Raw genomic sequence first — 20,959 nt, 5'->3', positions numbered from 1 at the left:
ACATGGCTCAATCATCTGTAAAAGTTGCGATACAGAAGTTTGGTAACTTTCTTAGTTCCATGGTGTTGCCAAACATAGGTGCATTTATTGCATGGGGATTGATTACGGCATTGTTTATTCCTGATGGAATTATTCCGAATGAAGAGCTTGCCAAATTAGTCGATCCGATGGTTAAGTACTTATTACCGCTTTTAATCGGTTATACCGGCGGTAAATTGATTCACGATCAGCGCGGGGGTGTAGTCGGGGCAATCGCTACAATCGGTGTGATTGTCGGAGCACCGGATACGCCAATGTTCCTTGGCGCCATGATCATGGGTCCGCTTGGAGCTTACGTCATTAAAAAATTCGACCAGCTAATCGATGGAAAAATCAGAACTGGTTTCGAAATGCTAGTTAATAACTTTTCTGCTGGTATTTTAGGTGGATTGATGGCAATTCTTTCCTTCCTGGCAGTCGGCCCGGCTGTTGATGGATTCACCCAAGTATTGGTTCTGGGTGTAGATTGGCTAGTAGGAGCAGGTTTACTGCCATTGACGAGTATTCTAATAGAACCAGCTAAGATTTTGTTCTTGAATAACGCAATCAATCACGGTGTCCTGTCACCAATCGGATTAGAACAGGTGCAAAACGCAGGAAAGTCGGTACTGTTCCTTCTTGAAGCGAACCCAGGACCAGGTCTAGGCGTATTGCTTGCCTTCTCTCTTTTTGGTAAAGGCACAGCAAAACAATCCGCACCAGGCGCTGGTATTATTCACTTCCTGGGCGGGATTCACGAAATTTATTTCCCATACGTTTTGATGCGTCCGATGTTGTTCATCGCTGTTATTCTTGGTGGGATGAGCGGTGTCTTCACCCTTGTATTGTTGGGTGGAGGACTTGTTGCTCCTTCGTCACCAGGAAGTATTATTGCCATCACTGCGGTAACTCCTCCTCAGACAATGGCTTATGTTGCCAACTATTCGGCGGTTATCGTCGCTACGATTGTTTCTTTCATCGTATCGGGAATCGTATTGAAATCCGGAAAACAATCGGATGAAGATATCGACGAAGCGACGAAAAAGATGGAAGAAATGAAAGGAAAGAAAAGCTCAGTTTCCGGCGCAGTTTCTTCTGGAGCGAACCAAAGCACCGCTGAAAAGGGAGTTATGCCTGAGGATGTTGAAAAAATCGTTTTTGCTTGTGATGCCGGCATGGGATCCAGTGCAATGGGGGCTTCCTTGCTCCGTAAGAAAGTGAAGGAAGCGGAGCTAGATGTCGAGGTAACCAACACGTCAATCAGCAATTTGCCAAGTGACGCTCAAGTCGTTATCACTCAGGAAGAACTGACACCACGCGCCAAAAACAAACTGCCAAACGCTTACCATATTTCAGTGGATAACTTCTTGTCCAGTCCTGAATATGATAACCTGATTGACAGTTTGCGAAGTGGGGTATCAGAGGAATTAGCCGATCTTGTCGAGGATTCTCAGCAAGAGGTGACAGAACCGGATCCAGGCCATGGTGATGACGATGACCTGCTTCTTGAAGAAAATATTTTCATTGGTCAGGAATTTGACACAAAAGAAGAGGCAATCCGCTTTGCTGGTGAAGCATTGGTAAAAGCAGGTTATGTAGAAGAAAGCTACGTTGAGGCCATGATCGAACGGGATAACATGACTTCTACCTATATGGGGAATAATGTAGCGATACCACACGGTACGGAAGATGCCAAAAAAGCTGTACGGAAGTCCGGTTTCACCGTCGTTCAGGTCCCAAATGGCGTGGACTTTGATGGCGAAGATACCAAATTGATCTTCGGTATTGCTGGCAAAGACGGTACTCATTTGGAGATTCTGTCCGGAATCGCGGTTATTTGTTCGGAAATGGAAAATATCGAACAAATGGTCCAAGCTAAAACAGCTAAAGAACTAAAGGATATTATTAACAGCAAATAAGCACCCCATTGAATAGAAAGGCGGGATAATCCTGCCTTTCTGTTCTAGTTTTAGCGTTTGGCCCGATAAAGGAAACAAGGCATTATAGCAATTTTGCTTCCTGCTTTTCTGTAGATGGACAGAAAGAGTAATAAGAGGGATATTTTAATGTAGAAATGAGTGGGTAATATGTTTATTACATCACGGGAAAAATCCATCATAGAGTTAATTGTCAAAACGTCAGGAAAGCATACTGCACAATCCTTGGCTTCTTTTCTTAATGTAAGTGTACGGACGATTCAGCGAGATTTGAAATCTGCAGCAAAATTTCTGGATCAATTTCAATTGAATTTGAACCGGACGCCGGCTGATGGTCTTGTAATCGATGGTAAAAATGAACATATTTACCGGTTGATGCAGCATTTATCCAGTTTGAATCCGACAGATGAAACACCTGAGGAGAGAAAGCTCCACTTGTTGATCACCTTGTTGCACGAGGGAGTGTCTTTTAAGACGCAAGTACTGGCAAAGCAGTTGGGTGTCAGTACCGCCACCTTGACAACTTATCTAAATGATTTGGCTGTCTGGCTGGAAAAATTCGGCGTGACGCTTTCGAGAAAAAGGGGCGTAGGCGTGGAATTGATAGCAAGGGAATCCGACAAGAGGAAAGCCTTGGCAGGTTATTTTTCAATTCATTTTCATGAAGAGTTGATCGAGTATTTATATTTGCTGCAAAAAGGGAACCAGCTGAATGGCCTTGTATTCGGATACTTTTCTCCGCAATATTTGCAGGAAATCGACTCGTTAGTAAGCCGGACGATCAATAAAGGGCAAACAAGGCTAGCTGACAGTGATTACATAGGTTTGATTATTCATATGTGTATCACGGTTCAACGTTCGGAAAGTCAGTATCGTATGGAACAGACTGATCAAATGGTAGACAAGTCTTCGCTTGAATACCGGAGAATGAAGCAAATGTGCGAGGATTTGATACAAAAGTTCGACGTTCCACTGACAGAAAATGATGTCTTGTTTCTTACAGTTATGCTAAAGGGATCAAAACTGCAGAGAGCCAATTCCATCGGATACGACAGTATCATGCTTGGCCGATTAATAAAGGATGTCATCTCTGATGTTTCCAATCAGCTCCATATCTACTTATCAGATGATTTTTCCTTATTCCAGGGTCTGCTTGCTCATATGGAACCTTCTTTATTCCGGTTACAGCAGGGGATGGAATTATTCAACCCGCTAACCGATGAAATCAAACGGAAATATCCGGTATTGTTCATGGCCGTTAAAAACAGCTTGGAAACACATTTTCAAGAGGTACACTTTCCTGACGAAGAAGTAGCCTTTATTGTTCTCCACTTTGGCTCGGCATTGCTGATGAATGAGGAAAAGGCAGTAATTCAGGCGGTAGTCGTTTGTCCAACAGGTATAGGAGCCTCGAAGATGTTGGCCAGCCGGATTCAGCAGGAAGTACCGGAAATCGAAGAAGTAGAAATTTTATCGATCAATGATTTCCGTAATGCTAATCTCAGCTCGTTTGATGTGGTTATCTCTACCGTAAGGCTGCCTTTTAGTGACCTAGAATATATCTTGGTAAGTCCTCTGCTCAGTGAGGAGGATACGGAAGCAATCCATGACTTCTTGAAACGCAATCTCAAAAAACTGACGGGCAAGAAACAATATATCAGGCCAGCAAATGAAAAAGAAACTTCCAGCCATACTGAAAAACAAGGAATTCATGATTTGCTTGAGGAAATCAAGGATGTCCATTCCAGTATCGAAGGAATTTTGGCCAATCTTCGTGTTTACCGGTATCAAGATACTTCCGACCATCGTGAAGTACTGCGGAAGATGGTGGAGCAAGCGGAGGAAGACCAGCTTCTCGATGATTCAAATAAAGTGCTTGTCGAGTTGGAAGAACGCGAAAACAGAGGAGGCTTAGGGATTCCGAATACCAATATGGGCTTGTTCCATTGCCGGGACGACCATATCCACGAATTGATTTTCCAAGTATCCCATCTGGAGCAGCCTTGTACAATTAAAGGGATGGATGGTCAGGAAGTTCAAATGAAAAACCTCTTACTCATGCTGGCGCCGGATAGCATGAGTCTCCGGGAGCAGGAGGTACTTAGCCTGATCAGTACGAGTTTGATTGAAAATGATGTTGCTATGATGATTTTTTCATCCTCTAACGAAGCAATGATCCGCAAAAAATTGGAGGATCTTTTTCTGGATTATCTACAAAATAACTTGATAAAGGAATGATTACATTGAAACAAACTGTTCACTTTGGAGCAGGAAATATCGGCCGCGGTTTTATAGGCGGGTTGTTCGCCGAATCTGGTTACCATGTCACCTTCGTCGATATTGCCGAACAAATCATCAATAAACTGAATGAACAAAAAAGCTATCAGGTGAAGTTGGCTACAGAACAGGAACAGACTACCACCATTGAGAATGTTTCCGGTTTGAACAACTTGAAGCAGGAAGAAGAAGTGATTGATGCCATAAAAAATGCTGTTTATTTAACGACGGCAATCGGCCCGAATATTCTTCCGCGGATTGCTCCATTGATTGCACGTGGTTTAACCGAGCGTGTCTATGAAACAGATGAGAAATTGTATGTAATCGCTTGTGAAAATCAAATCTCTGCGACCGATATATTGAAGAAGCACATCCTTGAAAACCTTGACGAGGATACCAAAGAAAGGCTGGAAGGGAGGGTGTACTTCTTCAACTCTGCTGTAGATCGAATCGTTCCGATCCAAGAGGACCCGGAATCTTTGGATGTGCTGGTAGAGCCGTATTTCGAATGGGTAGTCGAAACTAATCAGGACATTCCGCCAATTGATGGTATGAAGGTTGTGGATGAGCTCGCACCATTTATTGAGCGTAAATTGTTCACTGTCAATACGGGGCATGCGGTAATAGCTTACTTCGGTTATCTTGCTGGAAAAAGTACCATTGATAAGACGCTAGCCGATGAACAAATTGCCGGGCAAGTACGTGAAACGCTGAAAGAAACCGGTGATTATCTAGTGAAGCGATACGGCTTGGACAAAGAAGAACATCTCTCCTATATTCAAAAAATAATTGAGCGGTTTAAAAACCCATACCTGAACGATGCTGTTACAAGAGTCGGCCGTGCACCGATCCGTAAGCTGGGGCCGGAGGACAGGCTGATCCGCCCGGCAACCGAAGCTCAAAAAGCAGGACTTTCGTTCACAAATTTAGCAAAGGCTATTGCGGCAGCACTGTTGTTTGACTATTCGGAGGATGAAGAAGCGGTGAAAATCCAGGGAATGATTCAGGAACATGGCCCAGCCTACGTCTTGAAAGAAGTAAGTGGCCTGGATGAGGACAGTGAGATCAGCAAAGAAGTAATCGAGCAATACCGGAAACTAAAGCAATAATGGAAAGATAGAACACCAAACGCCTGGAGAAATTCCTCCAGGCGTTTTTTCATTAACTTTTTTATGTCCATGGTCGGTATAAATTTCTAACCAACTTTGGATGACTACTACTATTCTTGTAGAGCCAAAAGCTATAAGCAGCGAGGTTGAAACATAAAAAGTCTTCGATAATACAAATCATTTTCCTCCACTGTTGAAGCATCTTTTGGGAGTAACTATGTTAAGAAATAAGGAGCTGTACATGGCGGAGGAAATACCCGAAGACTCCCGCGGGAGGAAAGGCCTCGGTGAGATCCCGCAGAGCTTTAGCTCGAGGAAGCTCACCAGCCGCCCCCGGAAAGCGAAGGGTATTTCCGCAGCGAGGAATAAAACTCCAAAAGTAGATAAGTACTTTCCTATCGGATAAAAAAGACGTTTATAAACAAAACTAACAGACGGGAATATTGTTTTTTTCAAGAAGGGAAGATAGCATGAAAAATCGTTTAATCGATTGGCCAACTTTTATCGGCGCTTTACTTCTTTTGCTTTTGGTCACTATTCCGCTCGTCTTATTTCCGGAAGAAGGGGAAGCTTTTGTACTGGCTGCCAATGACTTTGTCACTCAGAACTTCGGTGTCCTTTATTTACTGGTCGGCTTTGTATTGTTCTTTTTTTTGATATATGTTGCTTTTAGTGTCAACGGTCAAATCAAACTTGGAGAAAAAGATGAAAAACCGGAGTTTAACACCTTTTCCTGGGCAGCAATGCTTTTTTGTGCAGGTATCGGATCGAGTATACTGTACTGGGGAACGATTGAATGGGCTTACTATTATCAAGATCCACCCTTTGGAATCAATCCAGGTTCCAGGGAAGCGATCCAATGGGCAAGTTCTTACGGGATTTTTCACTGGGGTCCAATCGCCTGGGCTATTTATACACTCCCGGCTTTGCCTATGGCCTATTTTTATTATGTAAGAAGAAAGCCGGTACTGAAAATAAGTGAAGCCTGCAGGCCGTTAATCGGCCGTTTGACTGACGGGCCCATTGGCAAATTGATTGATGTGTTATTTATGTTTGGGTTGATGGGTGGCGCCGGAACCACGCTTGCCCTTGGAGCACCGATGATAGCAGAAGGTGTATCCAGGTTGACAGGACTACCGGCAAATATGACGATGCAGACGATTATTCTTGTTCTTTGTACGACCATTTTTGCCTTAAGTGCCTATTCCGGTTTGCGTAAAGGAATCAAAGTGTTGAGTGATTTGAATCTTTGGCTTGCCATCTTTTTGCTGTTGTTCATTTTCGTGTTAGGTCCTACGAGATTCATCGCGGAAACAACGACCAATAGTATTGGATTAGTCCTGGATAATTTTTTTCATATGAGCACATGGACGGAACCGTTTAATAATTTGGGACCGTTCGAACGCACTGGATTCCCGGAAGGGTGGACGGTTTTCTACTGGGCGTGGTGGCTCGTGTATGCCCCGTTTGTCGGCCTGTTTGTCGCGAAAATATCCCGGGGTCGGACGATTCGGCAAATGGTGCTTGGAACGATTATTTACGGGTCACTTGGCAGTCTGCTTTTTTTCGGAATCATGGGTAACTTCGGGTTATATATGCAGCTTTCCGGAGAGTTCGATGTGGTAAGTGTATTGAACGAACAGGGTGCTCCCTATGCAATTATCAGCATAATCAATCAGCTGCCTTGGGCTCCACTGATCATTCTTGTTTTTACCGTCCTGGCTATCATCTTTCTTGCGACAACCTTTGACTCGAGCTCGTATATTCTCGCTTCTGTTGTACAATCAGAAGTGGAGGATGAGCCGTTACGCTGGAATCGATTGTTTTGGGCGTTTACACTCTGTCTAATGCCGTTGGTACTGATGTTCATCGGTGGGTTGTCCACCCTGCAGACAGCTAGTATTGTTGGAGGATTTCCATTATTGTTTATCATGCTGATGCTCGCATGGTCGTTCATGAAGGCTTCCACAGATGACTTAAAGGCATCTGAGCATTATAAGCCGAAAACAATCAATCTGGATTCCAAAAAAATTAGGCAGCGGTTGAGGAGAAAAAAGAAAAGGGAGGACGCGTCCGAGGATTTGAAGCAATAAACTGTGGATTAGAGAAATGCCAGGTATCCCGATTAGCAGATACCTGGCACTTCTTTTCTTCAAAAAATCAACTTTAAATCCGATATAAAAAGCAGGGTAGGAAATAAAAGGAATATGGTGGGGGAAGAGATATGCAATTGCTGTTTAAAAACAAAAAAGCGACAAACAAAACTTTTATCGATGAAACGCTTATCAATAACACTTATCTGAAGGTCGATCATCATCCAGATTTGATGAAACAATTAAAAATGATCAATTTAGAAAAGCAGGATTTACTTGTACTTGCTTCTCTAAAGCCCTTCGTACAGAAAAATATTCATGGCATTGTGGATCAATTTTACCGGAACTTGGAGTATGAAGGGTCCCTGATGAACATTATTGAAAGCAACAGTTCGGTCGAACGCTTGAAAAAAACGCTGCTTATTCACATTCAAGAGATGTTCGACGGAAAAATAGACGATAATTTTATTGAAAAAAGACTTCGAATCGCCCATATCCACTTTAAAATCGGTCTGCAGCCAAAGTGGTATATGTGTGCATTTCAGGATATTTTATTGTCCCTGATTGCTATCATTAATCAGAACATAGACTCCAAAGAAGATTCCTTGAAAGCAATTCAAGCGGTGACGAAAATATTAAGCTTGGAACAGCAACTTGTGTTGGATGCTTTTCAGGCGGAAAACGAGGCCACCTATCGCAAGCAGGAGGAAGAAAAGAATCTTCTCCATAGCGAAATAAAGGATACTTCGTCAGACTTGGCTGCTGTCTTTGAAGAAACGACGGCTTCTATCAGAGAGTTAGTGACTAACTTAGAAGGTATTTTGCATATTTCCAAAAAGGGAACCGAGACTTCGATGGATGTTGAACAGACATCGATAACCGGAAAGCATGATTTAGAAAATCAACAGGACAAAATGACAGATATCAATGTCCGCATGGAAAGAATCAAAGAGGAAACAGAAGGGCTATTGGAGATTTCCAACCAAATAGGAGAGGTAGTCACGATAGTGACGGGTATTGCCGAACAAACGAACTTGCTTGCACTAAATGCTTCGATTGAAGCGGCCCGCGCTGGAGAACACGGTAAAGGTTTCACGGTAGTTGCTGATGAGGTAAGGAAGCTTGCAGAAGAAACAAAGAAATCAGTATCGAGTGTTTCAGAGCTTGTAGGGAAAACGGATGCCCAAATCCATGGGGTTTCTTCTTACATCTCCGAGGTGAGAGAATTGATTCATAATGGAACCGATGATATGAAACAAATCAATCAGGTGTTTGATACGATTGTGTCCAAAATGAAACAGAGTAAAAATCAAAGTGATTCGGTTGAAGTGGAAATCGAAACGTTTAAAAACAGTCTGGACGAAGTCAACAATGCGGTCACGCATGTAGCAAGTTCTATCGATGGATTAGTGGAATTGACCAAGAAGTAAAGGAGAGTCCAGTAATCTGGGGAAGGAAAGGAAAGATATAAAATAAAATTCCTGGATTACGTTGGGTGAGCGGAAGTCTTTCCAGACCAATTGGGTAGACTTCTGATTATGAGGGAAGAGAAAAAGGTGGTGTCCGATTGCAAAATGGCGGGCAGTACCTTTTTCTTTAGCTTTATAGAAGTGAAATACTTCCACAAGTTGTGAAGTTCGCATTCTTAGTATGGCAGTTACCCCGTGTGGCAAAGTGATTTCATTATGCTAATCCAATGGCAGGGGAATTTAGAAAAATGATTTTAGGCGGTTCTATCACTTTCCATTCCCGGTATACTCTTTTTGAGTCGTTCTTATTACATTTTCAAAAAGGAGTGAGGAAATGCTGAGAAAAGTGCTTTTTGTTGGCACTTTGTTGTTTTTGTTGCTTCCCGCTGGCGTGTTGGCTGGTTCATTCGGAAAAGGAGATCCGCCTGGAAACCCGGGTGAATGGTATGTCGGAACAACTCCGGATAATTTATTGGACGGAAACCATCCGATCTTGTTTGTTCACGGGCTGAACAGTTCTTCTCATACATGGTGGGAAAACAATGACATGTATGACACCGCTTTCGAGAATGGGTTTGAAACGGCGTTTATCGACTTGTATCCAACAAGGAATATGTGGGATAACGGAGCTTTATTAGCGGAAAAACTACAAGAAATGTACCACTTCTTTGGAGAAAAGGTAGTAATCGTCGCGCATAGTAAAGGGGGAATCGATGCTCAATCAGCTCTGGTGCATTATGGAGCTGCACCATATGTAGAAAGAGTCATCACTTTATCCGCTCCACACCATGGCAGTGAACTGGCAGACCTCGCGTACAGCAGCTGGGCCGGCTGGCTGGCAGGAATACTAGGCAATAGAAATGATGCAACCTATTCCCTTCAAACAGGCTACATGGCGAATTTTCGGTCCGAAACGGATGGGAATCCGGGAAACATTCCTTTTCTAACCTTCGGCGGAACAGAACGGGGCAGCTTTGGCAGCTCGTTATATTGGGGAGGGTTATATTTAAACCGTTATGGTCCCAATGATGGAGCGGTGACTGTTGCAAGCTCCAGACTTCCGTACGGAGAAGAAATAAGTATAGGGGCTTGGGATCATCAAACCATTAAACAAGGTACATCAACTTTTGACCTTTTTTCTGGTTACTTAATGGCTGGTGGGGAGGGAGAGATACAGACAACAGGACAGACCTTTTCTATATTTGGAAAAGACAAGGTGGCTGTGCAGGACAATAATGTCGGTTATGTATTGAGAGGCGGTCAGTCTGACGGGCGACAGGCAGAGTCTTTTTATGTAGAAGCTCAAGCCGAAAAGGTAACGGTAGATTGGTTAAGCGATCAAAAATTATCCCAGCTGACGCTGGTGGGACCTGATCAAAACACTTATAGCGATTTTTCAGTAGAAGCAGATACTTCTGGTTATTTCAATGGGGCCTATCATCATCGCATTACAGTAGAAAAACCGGCTGCGGGTGAGTGGTCGATTAGAGCGGATAACAATGGTCCACACTATTATTTTCTGCAAGCAGCCATCGACAGTCCGCTAAATGAGAAGCTGAAAATTAATTCAAGAAATGGTCGGTTTCATGTCTATCGAAACGACCAAGAAAAACGTCCGAATGTAACAGTGAAATTGGAAAAATATCAGGGGAAAAAACATCAATCGCAAACATTCCATACGTCTGACCGGGATTTCCAACTGCCGGAATTAGGAAAAGGGGTATATAACCTTACATTCGATATTAGGGGAAATGACCGCGGCAGAAAGTATCAGCGGACAGTAGTGAAATCCGTATATGTGGACGATAATGGCCGTAGGCATGATTAGTATATAAGAAGTCTATGATAGATAAAGTTTAAAAGCGGCTTGTGTGGAAATTAAATTTCATCCAAACCACTTTTGTCTAATTTTAAGAGGTTTATGTCCTCTATTACTTCATTCATTTAACAAACTTTTTAAATTGGTCTCTGTTCCTTCCACGATGAGCGATCGGTGGTGACGCCTGCGGGAACAGAGCGAGTCGAAGATCCACTTGGTCAAGTGATCTTCTTGACCAAGTTAGCTGAGGCCGTGCCCGCGGCAAGCTTCCACCGACAAGCGATTCGTAAAAGCAATAGCAAACTTTGAGAGACCACCTTTAGGTTAAAAGAACTTTTTCAGTGGCCTCATTTGTTTACCAGCTGGCTTTTTTTACACCGGGGATTTGACCTTTATACGCTAGCTCTCGAAAGCAAATCCGGCATAATTTAAACTTGCGAATGACAGAATGAGGACGGCCGCAGCGCTCGCAGCGAGTGTATTCCTGCACTTTATACTTTTGCGGCCGTTTTTGTTTAGCAATCATCGATTTTTTAGCCAATACGTTTCCCTCCTTATCGAATCATTTTTATTTATAATAAAAAAGTAATTGTTTGAAGAAGAGAATAGTATAACATAGTATCCATGTAATGGACAGTTTCCGGTTTGAAGAAACGTATTCCAGTCAAAATCGGAGAATTTATCTGGCTAGCTGTTCCCATTGACCATAATAATAATAGATTTCTTCCATGACGCTTTGATCATCTTTAGCTTCAACCCCACCGCGTATACGGGAAATCGTGCCGTCTATTTCGAGAATATGTTCTTTCTCGACACTATATTGAATGCGGCGAACGACTTTGTCCCAGGCTTTTTCCATATAGATGGCCTCTGACTTCGCTTTTTTCCAGTTTTTATCTTTTATATCCGCTTCGAGATTTTGGATAGATTCGTATAAGCGGTCATCCTTGCCAATCGGCTGTTTTAAAAAAGCACCGCTGTTCATGACGGCGATGAATACGGCCAACGTTAACAAAGGAATGAAGTACAATAGAAACTTTTTCATTTTTTGTTCCTCCATTCTTAATAGGGTCCTTCGTAATCTCCTATATCTGTTTCTTTGCCGATGTCATCTTCGAATTTGTCGATATATAGGCTTTCATCTGGCAGGATTAACGCATAGGAGACTTGTTTTACGTCGTTTATATTCTTTGCCTTTAATTGTTGATGAAGCCAGTCTTGATCTTTGCTCCGCTGCGTTAGGTTTTGTTTCAATACAATTCCGTCCTGAATCACTTCCGTAGCTAAGCGTCCGGGTTTAGTGGCAATTTGCAAATCCTTGCGTGTGACAGGTAGGTACTGTGGTTTCTGTTTGACAGAAAGTTCTCCGTTAATTTCAAAAACTGCATACTCTACTTGCGTGATATCAAAGATATTCTTACTGCGCAAAAGGGTCATCAATTCACTCATTTTAATGCGCATTTTCCCCAGATTTTTTTCTAAAATTTTTCCGTCTTCCACGACCACTGTCGGTTCTCCATCAAGTACTTTTCCTAGATAACGATTTTTGATTGTTATAAATTGCAGCAAGCCAGTCAACAAAGCATAGCCAACAAGACCGAGCCAGTGTGCCCATGCCTTAGAGGAAAGATCTGTTGCAAGGGTAGCCGCAATCGATCCAATCGTTATACCGTTAATGTAATCAAAAAAGGTAAGCTGGCCAACCTCCTGTTTGCCAAGCAACCTGGTAAAAATCAATAAAGTGAAAAACGAGATGATGACTCGGACGATTACTACAATGGTTTCATTCATAGGGAGTGTCTCCTTTCCTTCACAAAATTTATATTCTGCATTAACAAAAATTTTATTAGCAAAAACGTGGAATGTTTGATGCATCGGAATAACGGAAAGAATAGAAGTGTGAGAAAAAGTCATCATTTCGTAATAAAGTTTTGACAAAACTGTGAACAAGGTGGATAATAGAAGTAAGAATAAAGGAGGATGAGTGGGATGGCTACGAAAGCTCAAATTCTCAATGCAACCAAAATAATTGGAGCTGTTGTACTAACAGCAGGAATTATAATTTTCATGGCAGGTTTCTTTGCAAGCGGTTCCAGCATTTTAACCCCGATTGGAATCGGAACTGTCATGGGAGCGGTGTTTATCTTTCTTATGGGCGTGTTTTTGGTAGTGACGGAAGAAATATTGGAGAAAATTGAACATCGGAAGCAGATGGTTCCGAGTATGCATAAAAAATGAGCACCTGTTGTCAGGTGCTCATTTTTTGTTTAAATATAACCCCAAATCAATGCCAGCAATGTACCGAAAACGGTAAGCAGAGCAATGATCACTCCGTAGTAAATGTTGAGGTATATAGTGCCTCTATCCTCGGATTCTCCTGCATGCATGAATACGACCAGCTGTAAGCCAGCTTGAATAAAAGCCGTTACAAGTAAAATAGTCATGCCGACGGTAAACGACATATCCATAAAATAAACCATTAGAGCAACATTCGTCAGGACTAAAGAAAATACAAAGCCCATGACCTGCTTACGTGGGAATAATTCTTTCATATCACATCATTCCTTTCAGATAGACGAAGCTGAAAATGAAAATCCAGACGACGTCCAGAAAGTGCCAATAAAGCGAGAAGATGAATGATTTGTTGGCTGTTTCCGGTGTAAGACCACGTTTCTTGATTTGAATGATAATGAATAGTCCCCAGAACAAGCCGAAGGTAACGTGTGCTCCGTGCGTCCCTAGTGTAGTTAATAGAATCGAAGTGAAGGCACTTGTCTGTAAAGCAGCACCTTCTTCGATATAAGTGAAGAACTCCACTACTTCAAATCCGACAAACGCAAGTCCCAGCAGCAAGGTAATGCTAAAGAAAGTGATTGTCGCTTTTTTATTCATCAGCCTCATTGCATGTACGCCGAGTCCGATGGTAAAACTACTGGTCAATAAGATAAAGGTTTCAAACATGACCGGAGTTATTTCAAAAATCTCACTCCCTGTGGGACCGCTGCCTGTTCGATTTTCCAATGTAAAGTAGGAAGCGAACAGCGTAGCGAATAACATGATTTCAGCCCCAAGGAACATCCAAAAGCCCAGTATATTCAAGTTGTTTTGTTCTGTGCTGTATTCGAGAGGTTTGGTTTGATCTACTTTCATTGTTGAGCACCTCCCAATTTTTCTTCCGTTTCTCGTACTTCTTCTACTGGTATGTGGTATCCGTGATCCTTTTCAAAGGAACGGTGTGCCAGACAGGCAAAGATACCAAGCAGAGCAATGACTGCCAAAATCCAGATACTGAATACAAGCGCAAACCCGAGTACGAAGAAGATCGCGCTCATGATAAACGGAACTCCACTGTTATTTGGCATGTGAATCTCTTTGTATTCGCCAGGGAATAGCTTATGCCCTTTTTTCTTGGAATTCCAGAAAGCTTCACTGGAATCGACTTGTGGTGTAACGGCAAAGTTGTAATCAGGGACCGGTGTATGGGTTGCCCATTCAAGGGAACGAGCGTCCCATGGATCGGAACTGATATCCCTGGATGCATAACGTGTACTGTAATAAATGTTATAAACAATCGTAACAAATCCTGCAGCCAGCATGATGGCACCTAAGAAGGAAAGCATATTCCAAATGCCAAATCCTGTTGCTTCCGAGTACGTGTACATACGGCGTGCCTGTCCGTCCAGTCCGGAAATGAACATCGGGAAGAAGGCAACACAGGTACCGATGGAAATCAACCAGAAGGACACTTTGCCAATTCGTTCATTCAGCATAAAGCCGAACATTTTTGGCCACCAGTAAGTGAGCCCCGCAAGCATGGCGAATACCACTCCCGGAATGATCACCAGGTGAAAGTGGGCCACAAGGAACATCGTATTGTGGTACTGATAGTCCGCTGCCGACATCCCAAGCATTACTCCCGTTACACCGCCGATGGTGAAAATCGGGATAAACCCAAGAGAGTAAAGCATTGGAACCGTAATCGTGATTTTCCCTTTCCAAAGCGTAAACAACCAGTTAAAGATTTTTATTCCGGTCGGTATCGCAATCGCCATCGTGGTGATGGAGAAGATGCTGTTAACCATTGCTCCCTGTCCCATTGTAAAGAAGTGATGGACCCACACGACAAAGGAAAGCACGGAAATGAGTACAATCGATGCTACCATCGATTTGTATCCGTACAGGTTTCGGCGTGCAAATGTCGGGATGATTTCACTGTATATACCGAAGGCAGGCAGTATTAATATATAAACTTCAGGATGTCCCCAAACCCAGAATAGGTTGGCCCAAAGCATATCCATCCCGCCGTCCGTTGTGGTAAAGAAATTACCTCCGAATAAACGGTCGATTGTACCCATAGCCAAAGCTACGGTCAGTACCGGGAAGGCAAACACGATGATCAAGTTGGTGATCAAGGCAGACCAGGTAAACATTGGCATTTTCATCAGTGTCATGCCTGGTGCACGCATTTTCAGTATGGTTACGATAAAGTTGATTCCGGTAATTAGTGTACCAAGCCCGGCGATTTGAATGGCAATCATATAGTAGTTCGTACCTACTGATTGACTGAATTCGTTTCCTGCCAGCGGGAAATAAGATGTCCAGCCAGCATCTGGAGATCCGCCGACTACAAAAGAAATATTGAAAAGCATTGCCCCCCAGAAATAAAGCCAGAAGCTTAACGCGTTCAAGCGGGGAAATGCAACATCGCGAGCTCCGATTTGCAGCGGTACGACGAAGTTCATCAAAGCCATAATAAAAGCCATGGCCATAAAAATGATCATCACCACACCATGAGTGGTGAAAATCTCGTTGTAATGCTGTGAATCGAGCAGTGTATTTTCAGGGAGGGCTGTTTGCGCCCGCATCATGATGGCGTCGGCTCCTCCGCGGAAAAGCATCAATAAAGCGGAAATAAGGTACATCATACCAATCCGCTTATGATCCACGGTAGTCAGCCATTCGCGCCATAGATACCCCCATTTTTTTGTGTACGTGATCCCTGCGACAATCGCTACCAATGTGAGTGCAATAGCTACCATGGAAGCATAGATCACAGGACTTGGGTGAGGTATGGCAAATCTATCAAAAAAGTCCATCCTTTGTGACTCCTTTCAGGAAATAACGCTAATTATCAATCTTACATTTGATGCAGTCCGTTTACTAGTTTCACTCCGAGTGGTGGTGTTCCATATCCATGTTTTCTTCCTCCAGTTCCTCCGAACCACCATGGCCATGGCCGCCATGTTCTCCTTCTGGAGGAGGAGAGAATTCCAAGTGCGTGCTAGAGAACGTCAATTGTCCAAGATGTCCCGGCTCCAACAGTTCGTTGTACTTTTCTTCAGTCAAAGGTGTTGCCGTGTCTTGAACTTCTTCAACCCATTCATCGAATTCCTCAGGGGTGACGGCATTAACATTAAAGGTGTTCTCCGCAAATCCTTCCCCACTAAAGTTGGCATTTCTTCCCATATATTCACCTGGTGCATCAGCTGCCAAGTGAAGGGTGGTCACCATATCAGCCATCGCATATTTCTGTCCACCTAATTGAGGTATCCAAAAACTGGTGATTGGTCCATCTGAATAGAGTTTGAATTCCAATGCACGATCCGTTGGGATATAAAGGTAATTGACGGTTTCAATTCCTTCTTCTGGATAACTGAAATGCCATTTCCAGTTGGAAGATTGGGCGTAGACGACCAATGGATCCTGATCTTCATAGCCTTCTGGTGTCGCTTCGACGAGATAGTTACTTCGAACCGATACGATCGAGAGAACAATAACGATTAGAACCGGTATGCCGACAATAATTCCTTCCACAATCGGATTCCCCTCGATATGAGGTGGCTCATAATCGTCGCTTTGCTTCGAAGTACGGTATTTGACTAGCATATAGATTAATATGGCAAAAACAGCTATAACGATAAAGGACATGATTCCAATCGAAAATAGGATGACATCTGCCTGTGTCTCGGCTTGCGGCCCTTTAGGGTTTAAAACCATCAATGGCTCACAACCGGACAATACAGCCATGACTCCAAACATAAGTAATAGTAAAGTGCCTTTTATTTTCATGAAGGTACCCCTTTCTATTTATTTAGTAGCTAACCAAGCAGCTAAAGCGGTACATGGTGTTTTCAATTAATTATCATAGTACGGTATATGGGAAAATACAAATATTTGTGAAGCTTGTCACAAAAGGTTCATGAATTGGTGTGATTTTTGTCACGGAATGTTCATGATTGTTTGATAGCAAGTACGGATCATCGGAAAGGGCTTGTAATTCCTGCACTGATGCTCAATTTTTGGTAACTTGAAATGGTTGTGGTCAGGGCTTTAGGAGAGTCAAAAACAGCAAGCATTATTCCGCAATGATTGCTTGGATGAGGAAAACGGTTATTTCGATAGATTGCAGAGGAAAGCTTTCACTAAAAAAGGAGGACGGGCTTTTTAAATAAAATGTCTTTACTAGCAAAAGAAGCGGGCTGTAATTCAAGTAATAACATTCGGTGAAAACGGGTAAAGTAAATGGATGTTTTTACAATAATAGAAAGGATCACAGCAGGGGGGAACTTTATGTCGCTTGACTCATTGATTCAAAAAATCCTCAACAACGAGGTGATCATCTGGGCGGGAGCTGGTTTTTCGCTTTACGCAGGGATGCCTGCTGTCGAGGAAATCAAACAGGAGGTAAAACGCTTTTGCAGCAGGCCTGAATGGCAGCTACTGAAATCAAAGAAACATTTTCCAGATATGGTGGAGGAATTTATTCGTCTTCGAAATGGGTCGCGGACGGATATTATCGAGATACTGACCATGCTTATTGACAAGGAGCCGGCCAGTCTTAACTTTCATAAGATGCTTGCTGATATTCCTGCCATTGATACCATAATTACGACTAATTATGATCAATTATTTGAAATGGCATACGGACGCAGGCTGGCAACTGTATTTACCGATGCCCAACTGGAGGAAGCAGACAAACAAAGCGTGCGGCTTTTTAAAATCCATGGTGATATCCAGAATCCGGAAAGTATGGTGATATCTAGCGGAGATTATGCGGATTATGAGCTGCGGAATACCAGAAGAATTTGGCAACGGCTGAAATCCCTGGCAGCGCGAAAGTCTATCCTTTTCATTGGTTATAGTTTTGCTGATGAAGATAATGACTTTTTGATCAGCAACGTCTTGAAACATTTAGAGAAAAATGAGCAGAAGTCTTATTTAGTAACACCGGAGATGCCACAGCTTAAACTGACTCACCTGAAGAGGAAAAATATCGAACCGATAAATATAACTGGAGAAGAATTGGTCTATCAACTCCACCAGCAGATAAATGGGAAAGACAATCAATCTATGGGTGTATGAAATAATGGCAAAAAAGAAGTTTCCGGTCTCCTGTTACGACCGGAATACTCCATTATAGCATTTGTTGGTAATCGTGAACAGAAATACCTGCTTGTTGGATTTTCGATTCTGCCTCCTGCTCGACTAATTCTCGGAATGCGATTAATGCCTTGTCGAAGTCGGTATGCTTACCCAGCATGAAGGCCATTTTGTATTCGATTTCCAGCCAGGTATCTATATTTGCTTCATTATGTTGAAGCTGCGCTTCCAGCTTATCCAGAGCATTTGCTACCCTTGCTTCATAACTCGATTTTGCCTCGAATTCCAGCCACAATTCTTGAATGTCTATCCCGAGTTCATCACCGAGTGTATTCCTGATATTTTCAATGGCCCTAAGTTCCCGTTGGTGTTTTTCCATTTGAGCCTGTTGATTATCCATTGTATCAAACGCCGGTATATCACTAGCTTCCGCTTCCACCAGATCGTGAATGGTGATCATTTTCAATAGCTTCGCTGTATCTATTCGATGTTCAAGATAAGGTTCCAGTAAAACAGCCATCAATGCTACCCGCCAGGAATGCTCTGCGACGCTTTCTTGCCGTCCATTGGAAAGCCAGCTGTGCCGCAATTCATATTTCAATTTTTCAGCTAATTTCAATACTTCCAGTATCCGTTTTAATGCTTCAGTCATGTTTTTTTTCTCCTCTTTTAAAGCGTCAAGAGAATAGGAAATAGGACGCTCATTCCGTTTATCTATCTTGAGTTCGTTGATCAATAATGCAAGTTGCTTTACTTCTGAATAGGTAAGATTTTCATATCGAGCTAATTGTTTTTGAATAAATGCAACCGTAGAGTTTTTCTCTTGGTTTTCCTTCATAAAAAAAGTCGTGATCGATCCAGTGAGCATTCCAATCACACCTACACCCACTAACATTAAAATGACTGCAATCAATCTTCCTATGAGGGTAACAGGAGAAATATCACCATATCCTACGGTGGTGGTAGTGACAATCGACCACCAAAGTCCATCAATGAAGCTTTCAATGCCAGGTTCGGCATATCGGATGACAATGGTAGAACTGAATATTAAGAGGATGGATATTGTTATAACCCTATCTAAACCGTTCGTCCGCAGAATAGCAAATACGTGCTTAAAATGTTTCTTCGATATGGAAAGGATGCGAAGTACTCTTACCAATCTAGCAATCCGGGCAGTCTGAAAAACAGCATCGAGGGGTATGAGTGCGATAAGATCAAAAGGGTTATGTTTTATGTACTCCCATTTATCGGAGCTAGCTTTAAAGCGTACCATCACATCAATAAAGAAAAATAGCCATACTCCATAATGGAAGTAGATCAATTTTTTATCGTCAAACCAAATAAACAACACGGACATGAAGGCTAGGATAACCATGAGTGTCTCATAGGCTAATTTCCATGTTGTTTTGTTAAAAAAGTTCATTTTCATTTTATCACCTTTGCTGCGATTGCGTACTCTCCATCATTATTCTACCAAAGGATGTATAAAATTGTAAATAATCTGCAGATTAGCATGCATTTATAAGATATCCATAACAAAGTCTCCGAAATAAAAGGAAAATAGAAGCCCCCATACTCCATTTGAAGGGTATGAGGGGTCTGTTTTATACCATCATGACAAAGTGGAGGATTGTCCCTAAAGCTAAGAATGCGATGCAAACCCAGGTAACTATCGTTTTAAAGCGCGAGTCTCCTTCCATGCTCATCATTCCGGCGGAGGCATTGGACTGTTTGAATTGCCTGAACAGCCAAAGGACAAACAGGGCAATAAAAGCAAACACGATATTAAACCAAAAAGTATAATCGATTTGAAAAGGACTCGCATTCATGATTTGTCGTCCAGATTCCGGTAAGATTCCCAACATGGAAAAACCGCTGTGAATAAGTAATGCTGTTATGACAATCGATACATAAAATAGACCGGCGATATAAAGAGCCAACTTCCAGCCATAGTACTTTTTATTGACCATGACAATTGGTGGAACAATTAAGTCGGAGTATATGAAAGCCATGATGCCGGCAAAGGTTACACCACTTGATGCCAAAATGGTCGATATCGGAATGTTTCCCATCGAGCCAATAAACGTCAATGCAGCAGCCAGCGGGGCAATTATAGCGTTTTCCAGAACTACCCAAAAACCGCCTTCTGATCCCGTCAGGAATAACTTTTCCCAAAAAGATTCAGGAACGAAAGTAGCCATAATCCCGGCAACCGTAAAGCCGATCGTAATGTCTTTCCATACCATTTTCCAATTCATGACAAATTCATGTCCAACCTGGTACCACCCTTCCTTTGTCCGAATCTTCTTTCGCCATTCGAAGTCTTCCTGGTGTTCCTCTTCTGCGCGCTTGCGAGCTGTTTCTACCCATTTTTCAGGCATGGTAAACCGAGCTAGTAGTGAAGCGACTATGATCAAAAGCATACCGCCAAAGATTTCTGCCACAACAAATTGCCATCCTAAAAATATATAAATCAATATACCTAACTCAATTACCAGGTTTGTAGAAGCAAATAAAAAGGCAAGTGTAGCGATAAAATGTGCACCTTTTTTAAATAAGCTTTTCCCGGCAGCTAGGGCTGCGAAGGAGCAAGAAGAGCTTATCGCTCCAAATAGTGTTGCAAGTCCGATTGATTTGGCATTAGCATTTCCGATGTATCCAGCCAGTTTTCCTTGGGGAATAAATGCCTGAATCATCGAACTTATTAAGTATCCAAGTACAAACGCCCATCCTGCTTTCCAGAAAAAGCCAACGGACGTAATCGCCGATTGCCCGATTTGTTGTAACATGGTAATCATCTCCAAACTGTTTTTGAAAATCTAAGATCATTCGGGATCGGACCAAAGAAAGGGAAGCT

At 42.6% G+C, this 20,959-nt stretch carries 17 protein-coding genes and 1 pseudogene; 8 read left to right on the top strand and 10 right to left on the bottom strand.

From position 1 onward, the window contains the following. Window positions 1-2 precede the first annotated feature (2 nt). The 6 genes from BN1067_RS18540 (at window position 3) to BN1067_RS18515 (ending at window position 10,731) form a co-directional block, all read left to right on the top strand. Window positions 3-1,937: a PTS mannitol transporter subunit IICBA gene (locus BN1067_RS18540; RefSeq protein ID WP_053220278.1), complete on the top strand. Its 1,935-nt coding sequence runs from the start codon at window positions 3-5 to the stop codon at window positions 1,935-1,937. A 168-nt stretch (window positions 1,938-2,105) separates the two neighbouring features. Next, window positions 2,106-4,193: a BglG family transcription antiterminator gene (locus tag BN1067_RS18535; protein ID WP_053220277.1), complete on the top strand. Its 2,088-nt coding sequence runs from the start codon at window positions 2,106-2,108 to the stop codon at window positions 4,191-4,193. 5 nt (window positions 4,194-4,198) lie between these two features. After that, entirely contained in the window at window positions 4,199-5,341 is a 1,143-nt protein-coding gene (locus tag BN1067_RS18530; protein ID WP_053220276.1) for a mannitol-1-phosphate 5-dehydrogenase, read from the top strand. 470 nt (window positions 5,342-5,811) lie between these two features. Continuing rightward, on the top strand, window positions 5,812-7,434 hold the full coding sequence (locus tag BN1067_RS18525) for a BCCT family transporter (RefSeq protein WP_053220274.1): 1,623 nt from the start codon (window positions 5,812-5,814) through the stop codon (window positions 7,432-7,434). A 137-nt stretch (window positions 7,435-7,571) separates the two neighbouring features. Continuing rightward, window positions 7,572-8,864 (top strand): globin-coupled sensor protein, encoded by a 1,293-nt coding sequence (locus BN1067_RS18520; RefSeq protein WP_053220297.1) that lies wholly within the window; start codon window positions 7,572-7,574, stop codon window positions 8,862-8,864. A 373-nt stretch (window positions 8,865-9,237) separates the two neighbouring features. Continuing rightward, a complete protein-coding gene (locus tag BN1067_RS18515) occupies window positions 9,238-10,731 on the top strand; it encodes an esterase/lipase family protein (RefSeq protein ID WP_053220273.1) in 1,494 nt (497 codons plus the stop codon). A 346-nt stretch (window positions 10,732-11,077) separates the two neighbouring features. On the opposite strand, the gene BN1067_RS18510 is transcribed toward BN1067_RS18515, so the two are convergent. The 3 genes from BN1067_RS18510 to BN1067_RS18500 form a co-directional block, all read right to left on the bottom strand. Continuing rightward, window positions 11,078-11,263 (bottom strand): type Z 30S ribosomal protein S14, encoded by a 186-nt coding sequence (locus BN1067_RS18510; protein WP_010652082.1) that lies wholly within the window; start codon window positions 11,261-11,263, stop codon window positions 11,078-11,080. 138 nt (window positions 11,264-11,401) lie between these two features. Further along, complete coding sequence (locus BN1067_RS18505) at window positions 11,402-11,767, bottom strand: DUF4363 family protein (RefSeq protein ID WP_053220296.1); 366 nt, start codon at window positions 11,765-11,767, stop codon at window positions 11,402-11,404. A 17-nt stretch (window positions 11,768-11,784) separates the two neighbouring features. Next, window positions 11,785-12,513: a DUF421 domain-containing protein gene (locus BN1067_RS18500; RefSeq protein ID WP_053220272.1), complete on the bottom strand. Its 729-nt coding sequence runs from the start codon at window positions 12,511-12,513 to the stop codon at window positions 11,785-11,787. Window positions 12,514-12,711: 198 nt separating this feature from the next. Here BN1067_RS18500 and BN1067_RS18495 point away from each other — a divergent pair, with 198 nt between their 5' ends. Continuing rightward, complete coding sequence (locus BN1067_RS18495) at window positions 12,712-12,960, top strand: hypothetical protein (RefSeq protein WP_053220271.1); 249 nt, start codon at window positions 12,712-12,714, stop codon at window positions 12,958-12,960. A 29-nt stretch (window positions 12,961-12,989) separates the two neighbouring features. Here BN1067_RS18495 and qoxD read toward each other — a convergent pair whose 3' ends face one another. The 4 genes from qoxD to qoxA all read right to left on the bottom strand — a co-directional run bounded on the left by qoxD (window position 12,990) and on the right by qoxA (window position 16,791). Next, window positions 12,990-13,274, bottom strand: coding sequence for a cytochrome aa3 quinol oxidase subunit IV (gene qoxD, locus BN1067_RS18490; RefSeq protein ID WP_053220270.1), 285 nt, complete (start codon window positions 13,272-13,274; stop codon window positions 12,990-12,992). Window position 13,275: 1 nt separating this feature from the next. Then, on the bottom strand, window positions 13,276-13,872 hold the full coding sequence (qoxC, locus tag BN1067_RS18485) for a cytochrome aa3 quinol oxidase subunit III (protein WP_053220269.1): 597 nt from the start codon (window positions 13,870-13,872) through the stop codon (window positions 13,276-13,278). Continuing rightward, complete coding sequence (gene qoxB, locus BN1067_RS18480; protein ID WP_053220268.1) at window positions 13,869-15,818, bottom strand: cytochrome aa3 quinol oxidase subunit I; 1,950 nt, start codon at window positions 15,816-15,818, stop codon at window positions 13,869-13,871. Before qoxB ends, qoxC begins: the two co-directional genes overlap by 4 nt. A 70-nt stretch (window positions 15,819-15,888) precedes the next feature. Beyond that, on the bottom strand, window positions 15,889-16,791 hold the full coding sequence (gene qoxA / locus BN1067_RS18475; RefSeq protein ID WP_053220267.1) for a cytochrome aa3 quinol oxidase subunit II: 903 nt from the start codon (window positions 16,789-16,791) through the stop codon (window positions 15,889-15,891). A 501-nt stretch (window positions 16,792-17,292) separates the two neighbouring features. Here qoxA and BN1067_RS18470 point away from each other — a divergent pair. Then, window positions 17,293-18,084 (top strand): SIR2 family NAD-dependent protein deacylase, encoded by a 792-nt coding sequence (locus tag BN1067_RS18470; protein ID WP_053220266.1) that lies wholly within the window; start codon window positions 17,293-17,295, stop codon window positions 18,082-18,084. A gap of 52 nt (window positions 18,085-18,136) precedes the next feature. Here BN1067_RS18470 and BN1067_RS18465 read toward each other — a convergent pair whose 3' ends face one another. The 3 genes and pseudogenes from BN1067_RS18465 to BN1067_RS18455 form a co-directional block, all read right to left on the bottom strand. Continuing rightward, a complete protein-coding gene (locus BN1067_RS18465; protein WP_053220295.1) occupies window positions 18,137-18,754 on the bottom strand; it encodes an HD domain-containing protein in 618 nt (205 codons plus the stop codon). A 177-nt stretch (window positions 18,755-18,931) separates the two neighbouring features. Then, window positions 18,932-19,477, bottom strand: a pseudogene (locus tag BN1067_RS18460) (potassium channel family protein); the annotation flags it as partial. 229 nt (window positions 19,478-19,706) lie between these two features. After that, window positions 19,707-20,891, bottom strand: coding sequence for a permease (locus BN1067_RS18455; protein ID WP_199868566.1), 1,185 nt, complete (start codon window positions 20,889-20,891; stop codon window positions 19,707-19,709). Window positions 20,892-20,959 lie beyond the last annotated feature (68 nt).

It is taken from the genome of Virgibacillus senegalensis, from assembly GCF_000821245.2.
In the GTDB taxonomy this organism is placed as follows: Bacteria; Bacillota; Bacilli; order Bacillales; family Amphibacillaceae; genus Sediminibacillus; species Sediminibacillus senegalensis.
This window is presented reverse-complemented; position numbering and strand designations above follow the sequence as displayed.

Excerpts from the sequence above, each read along its gene's own strand:
- BN1067_RS18535 (WP_053220277.1), top strand. The coding sequence starts at position 2,106 with ATGTTTATTACATCACGGGAAAAATCCATCATAGAGTTAATTGTCAAA.
- BN1067_RS18525 (WP_053220274.1), top strand. The coding sequence starts at position 5,812 with ATGAAAAATCGTTTAATCGATTGGCCAACTTTTATCGGCGCTTTACTT.
- BN1067_RS18495 (WP_053220271.1), top strand. The coding sequence starts at position 12,712 with ATGGCTACGAAAGCTCAAATTCTCAATGCAACCAAAATAATTGGAGCT.
- BN1067_RS18455 (WP_199868566.1), bottom strand. The coding sequence starts at position 20,891 with ATGTTACAACAAATCGGGCAATCGGCGATTACGTCCGTTGGCTTTTTC.
- BN1067_RS18470 (WP_053220266.1), top strand. The coding sequence starts at position 17,293 with ATGTCGCTTGACTCATTGATTCAAAAAATCCTCAACAACGAGGTGATC.
- qoxB (WP_053220268.1), bottom strand. The coding sequence starts at position 15,818 with ATGGACTTTTTTGATAGATTTGCCATACCTCACCCAAGTCCTGTGATC.
- qoxA (WP_053220267.1), bottom strand. The coding sequence starts at position 16,791 with ATGAAAATAAAAGGCACTTTACTATTACTTATGTTTGGAGTCATGGCT.
- qoxC (WP_053220269.1), bottom strand. The coding sequence starts at position 13,872 with ATGAAAGTAGATCAAACCAAACCTCTCGAATACAGCACAGAACAAAAC.
- qoxD (WP_053220270.1), bottom strand. The coding sequence starts at position 13,274 with ATGAAAGAATTATTCCCACGTAAGCAGGTCATGGGCTTTGTATTTTCT.
- BN1067_RS18540 (WP_053220278.1), top strand. The coding sequence starts at position 3 with ATGGCTCAATCATCTGTAAAAGTTGCGATACAGAAGTTTGGTAACTTT.
- BN1067_RS18465 (WP_053220295.1), bottom strand. The coding sequence starts at position 18,754 with ATGACTGAAGCATTAAAACGGATACTGGAAGTATTGAAATTAGCTGAA.
- BN1067_RS18505 (WP_053220296.1), bottom strand. The coding sequence starts at position 11,767 with ATGAAAAAGTTTCTATTGTACTTCATTCCTTTGTTAACGTTGGCCGTA.
- BN1067_RS18500 (WP_053220272.1), bottom strand. The coding sequence starts at position 12,513 with ATGAATGAAACCATTGTAGTAATCGTCCGAGTCATCATCTCGTTTTTC.
- BN1067_RS18515 (WP_053220273.1), top strand. The coding sequence starts at position 9,238 with ATGCTGAGAAAAGTGCTTTTTGTTGGCACTTTGTTGTTTTTGTTGCTT.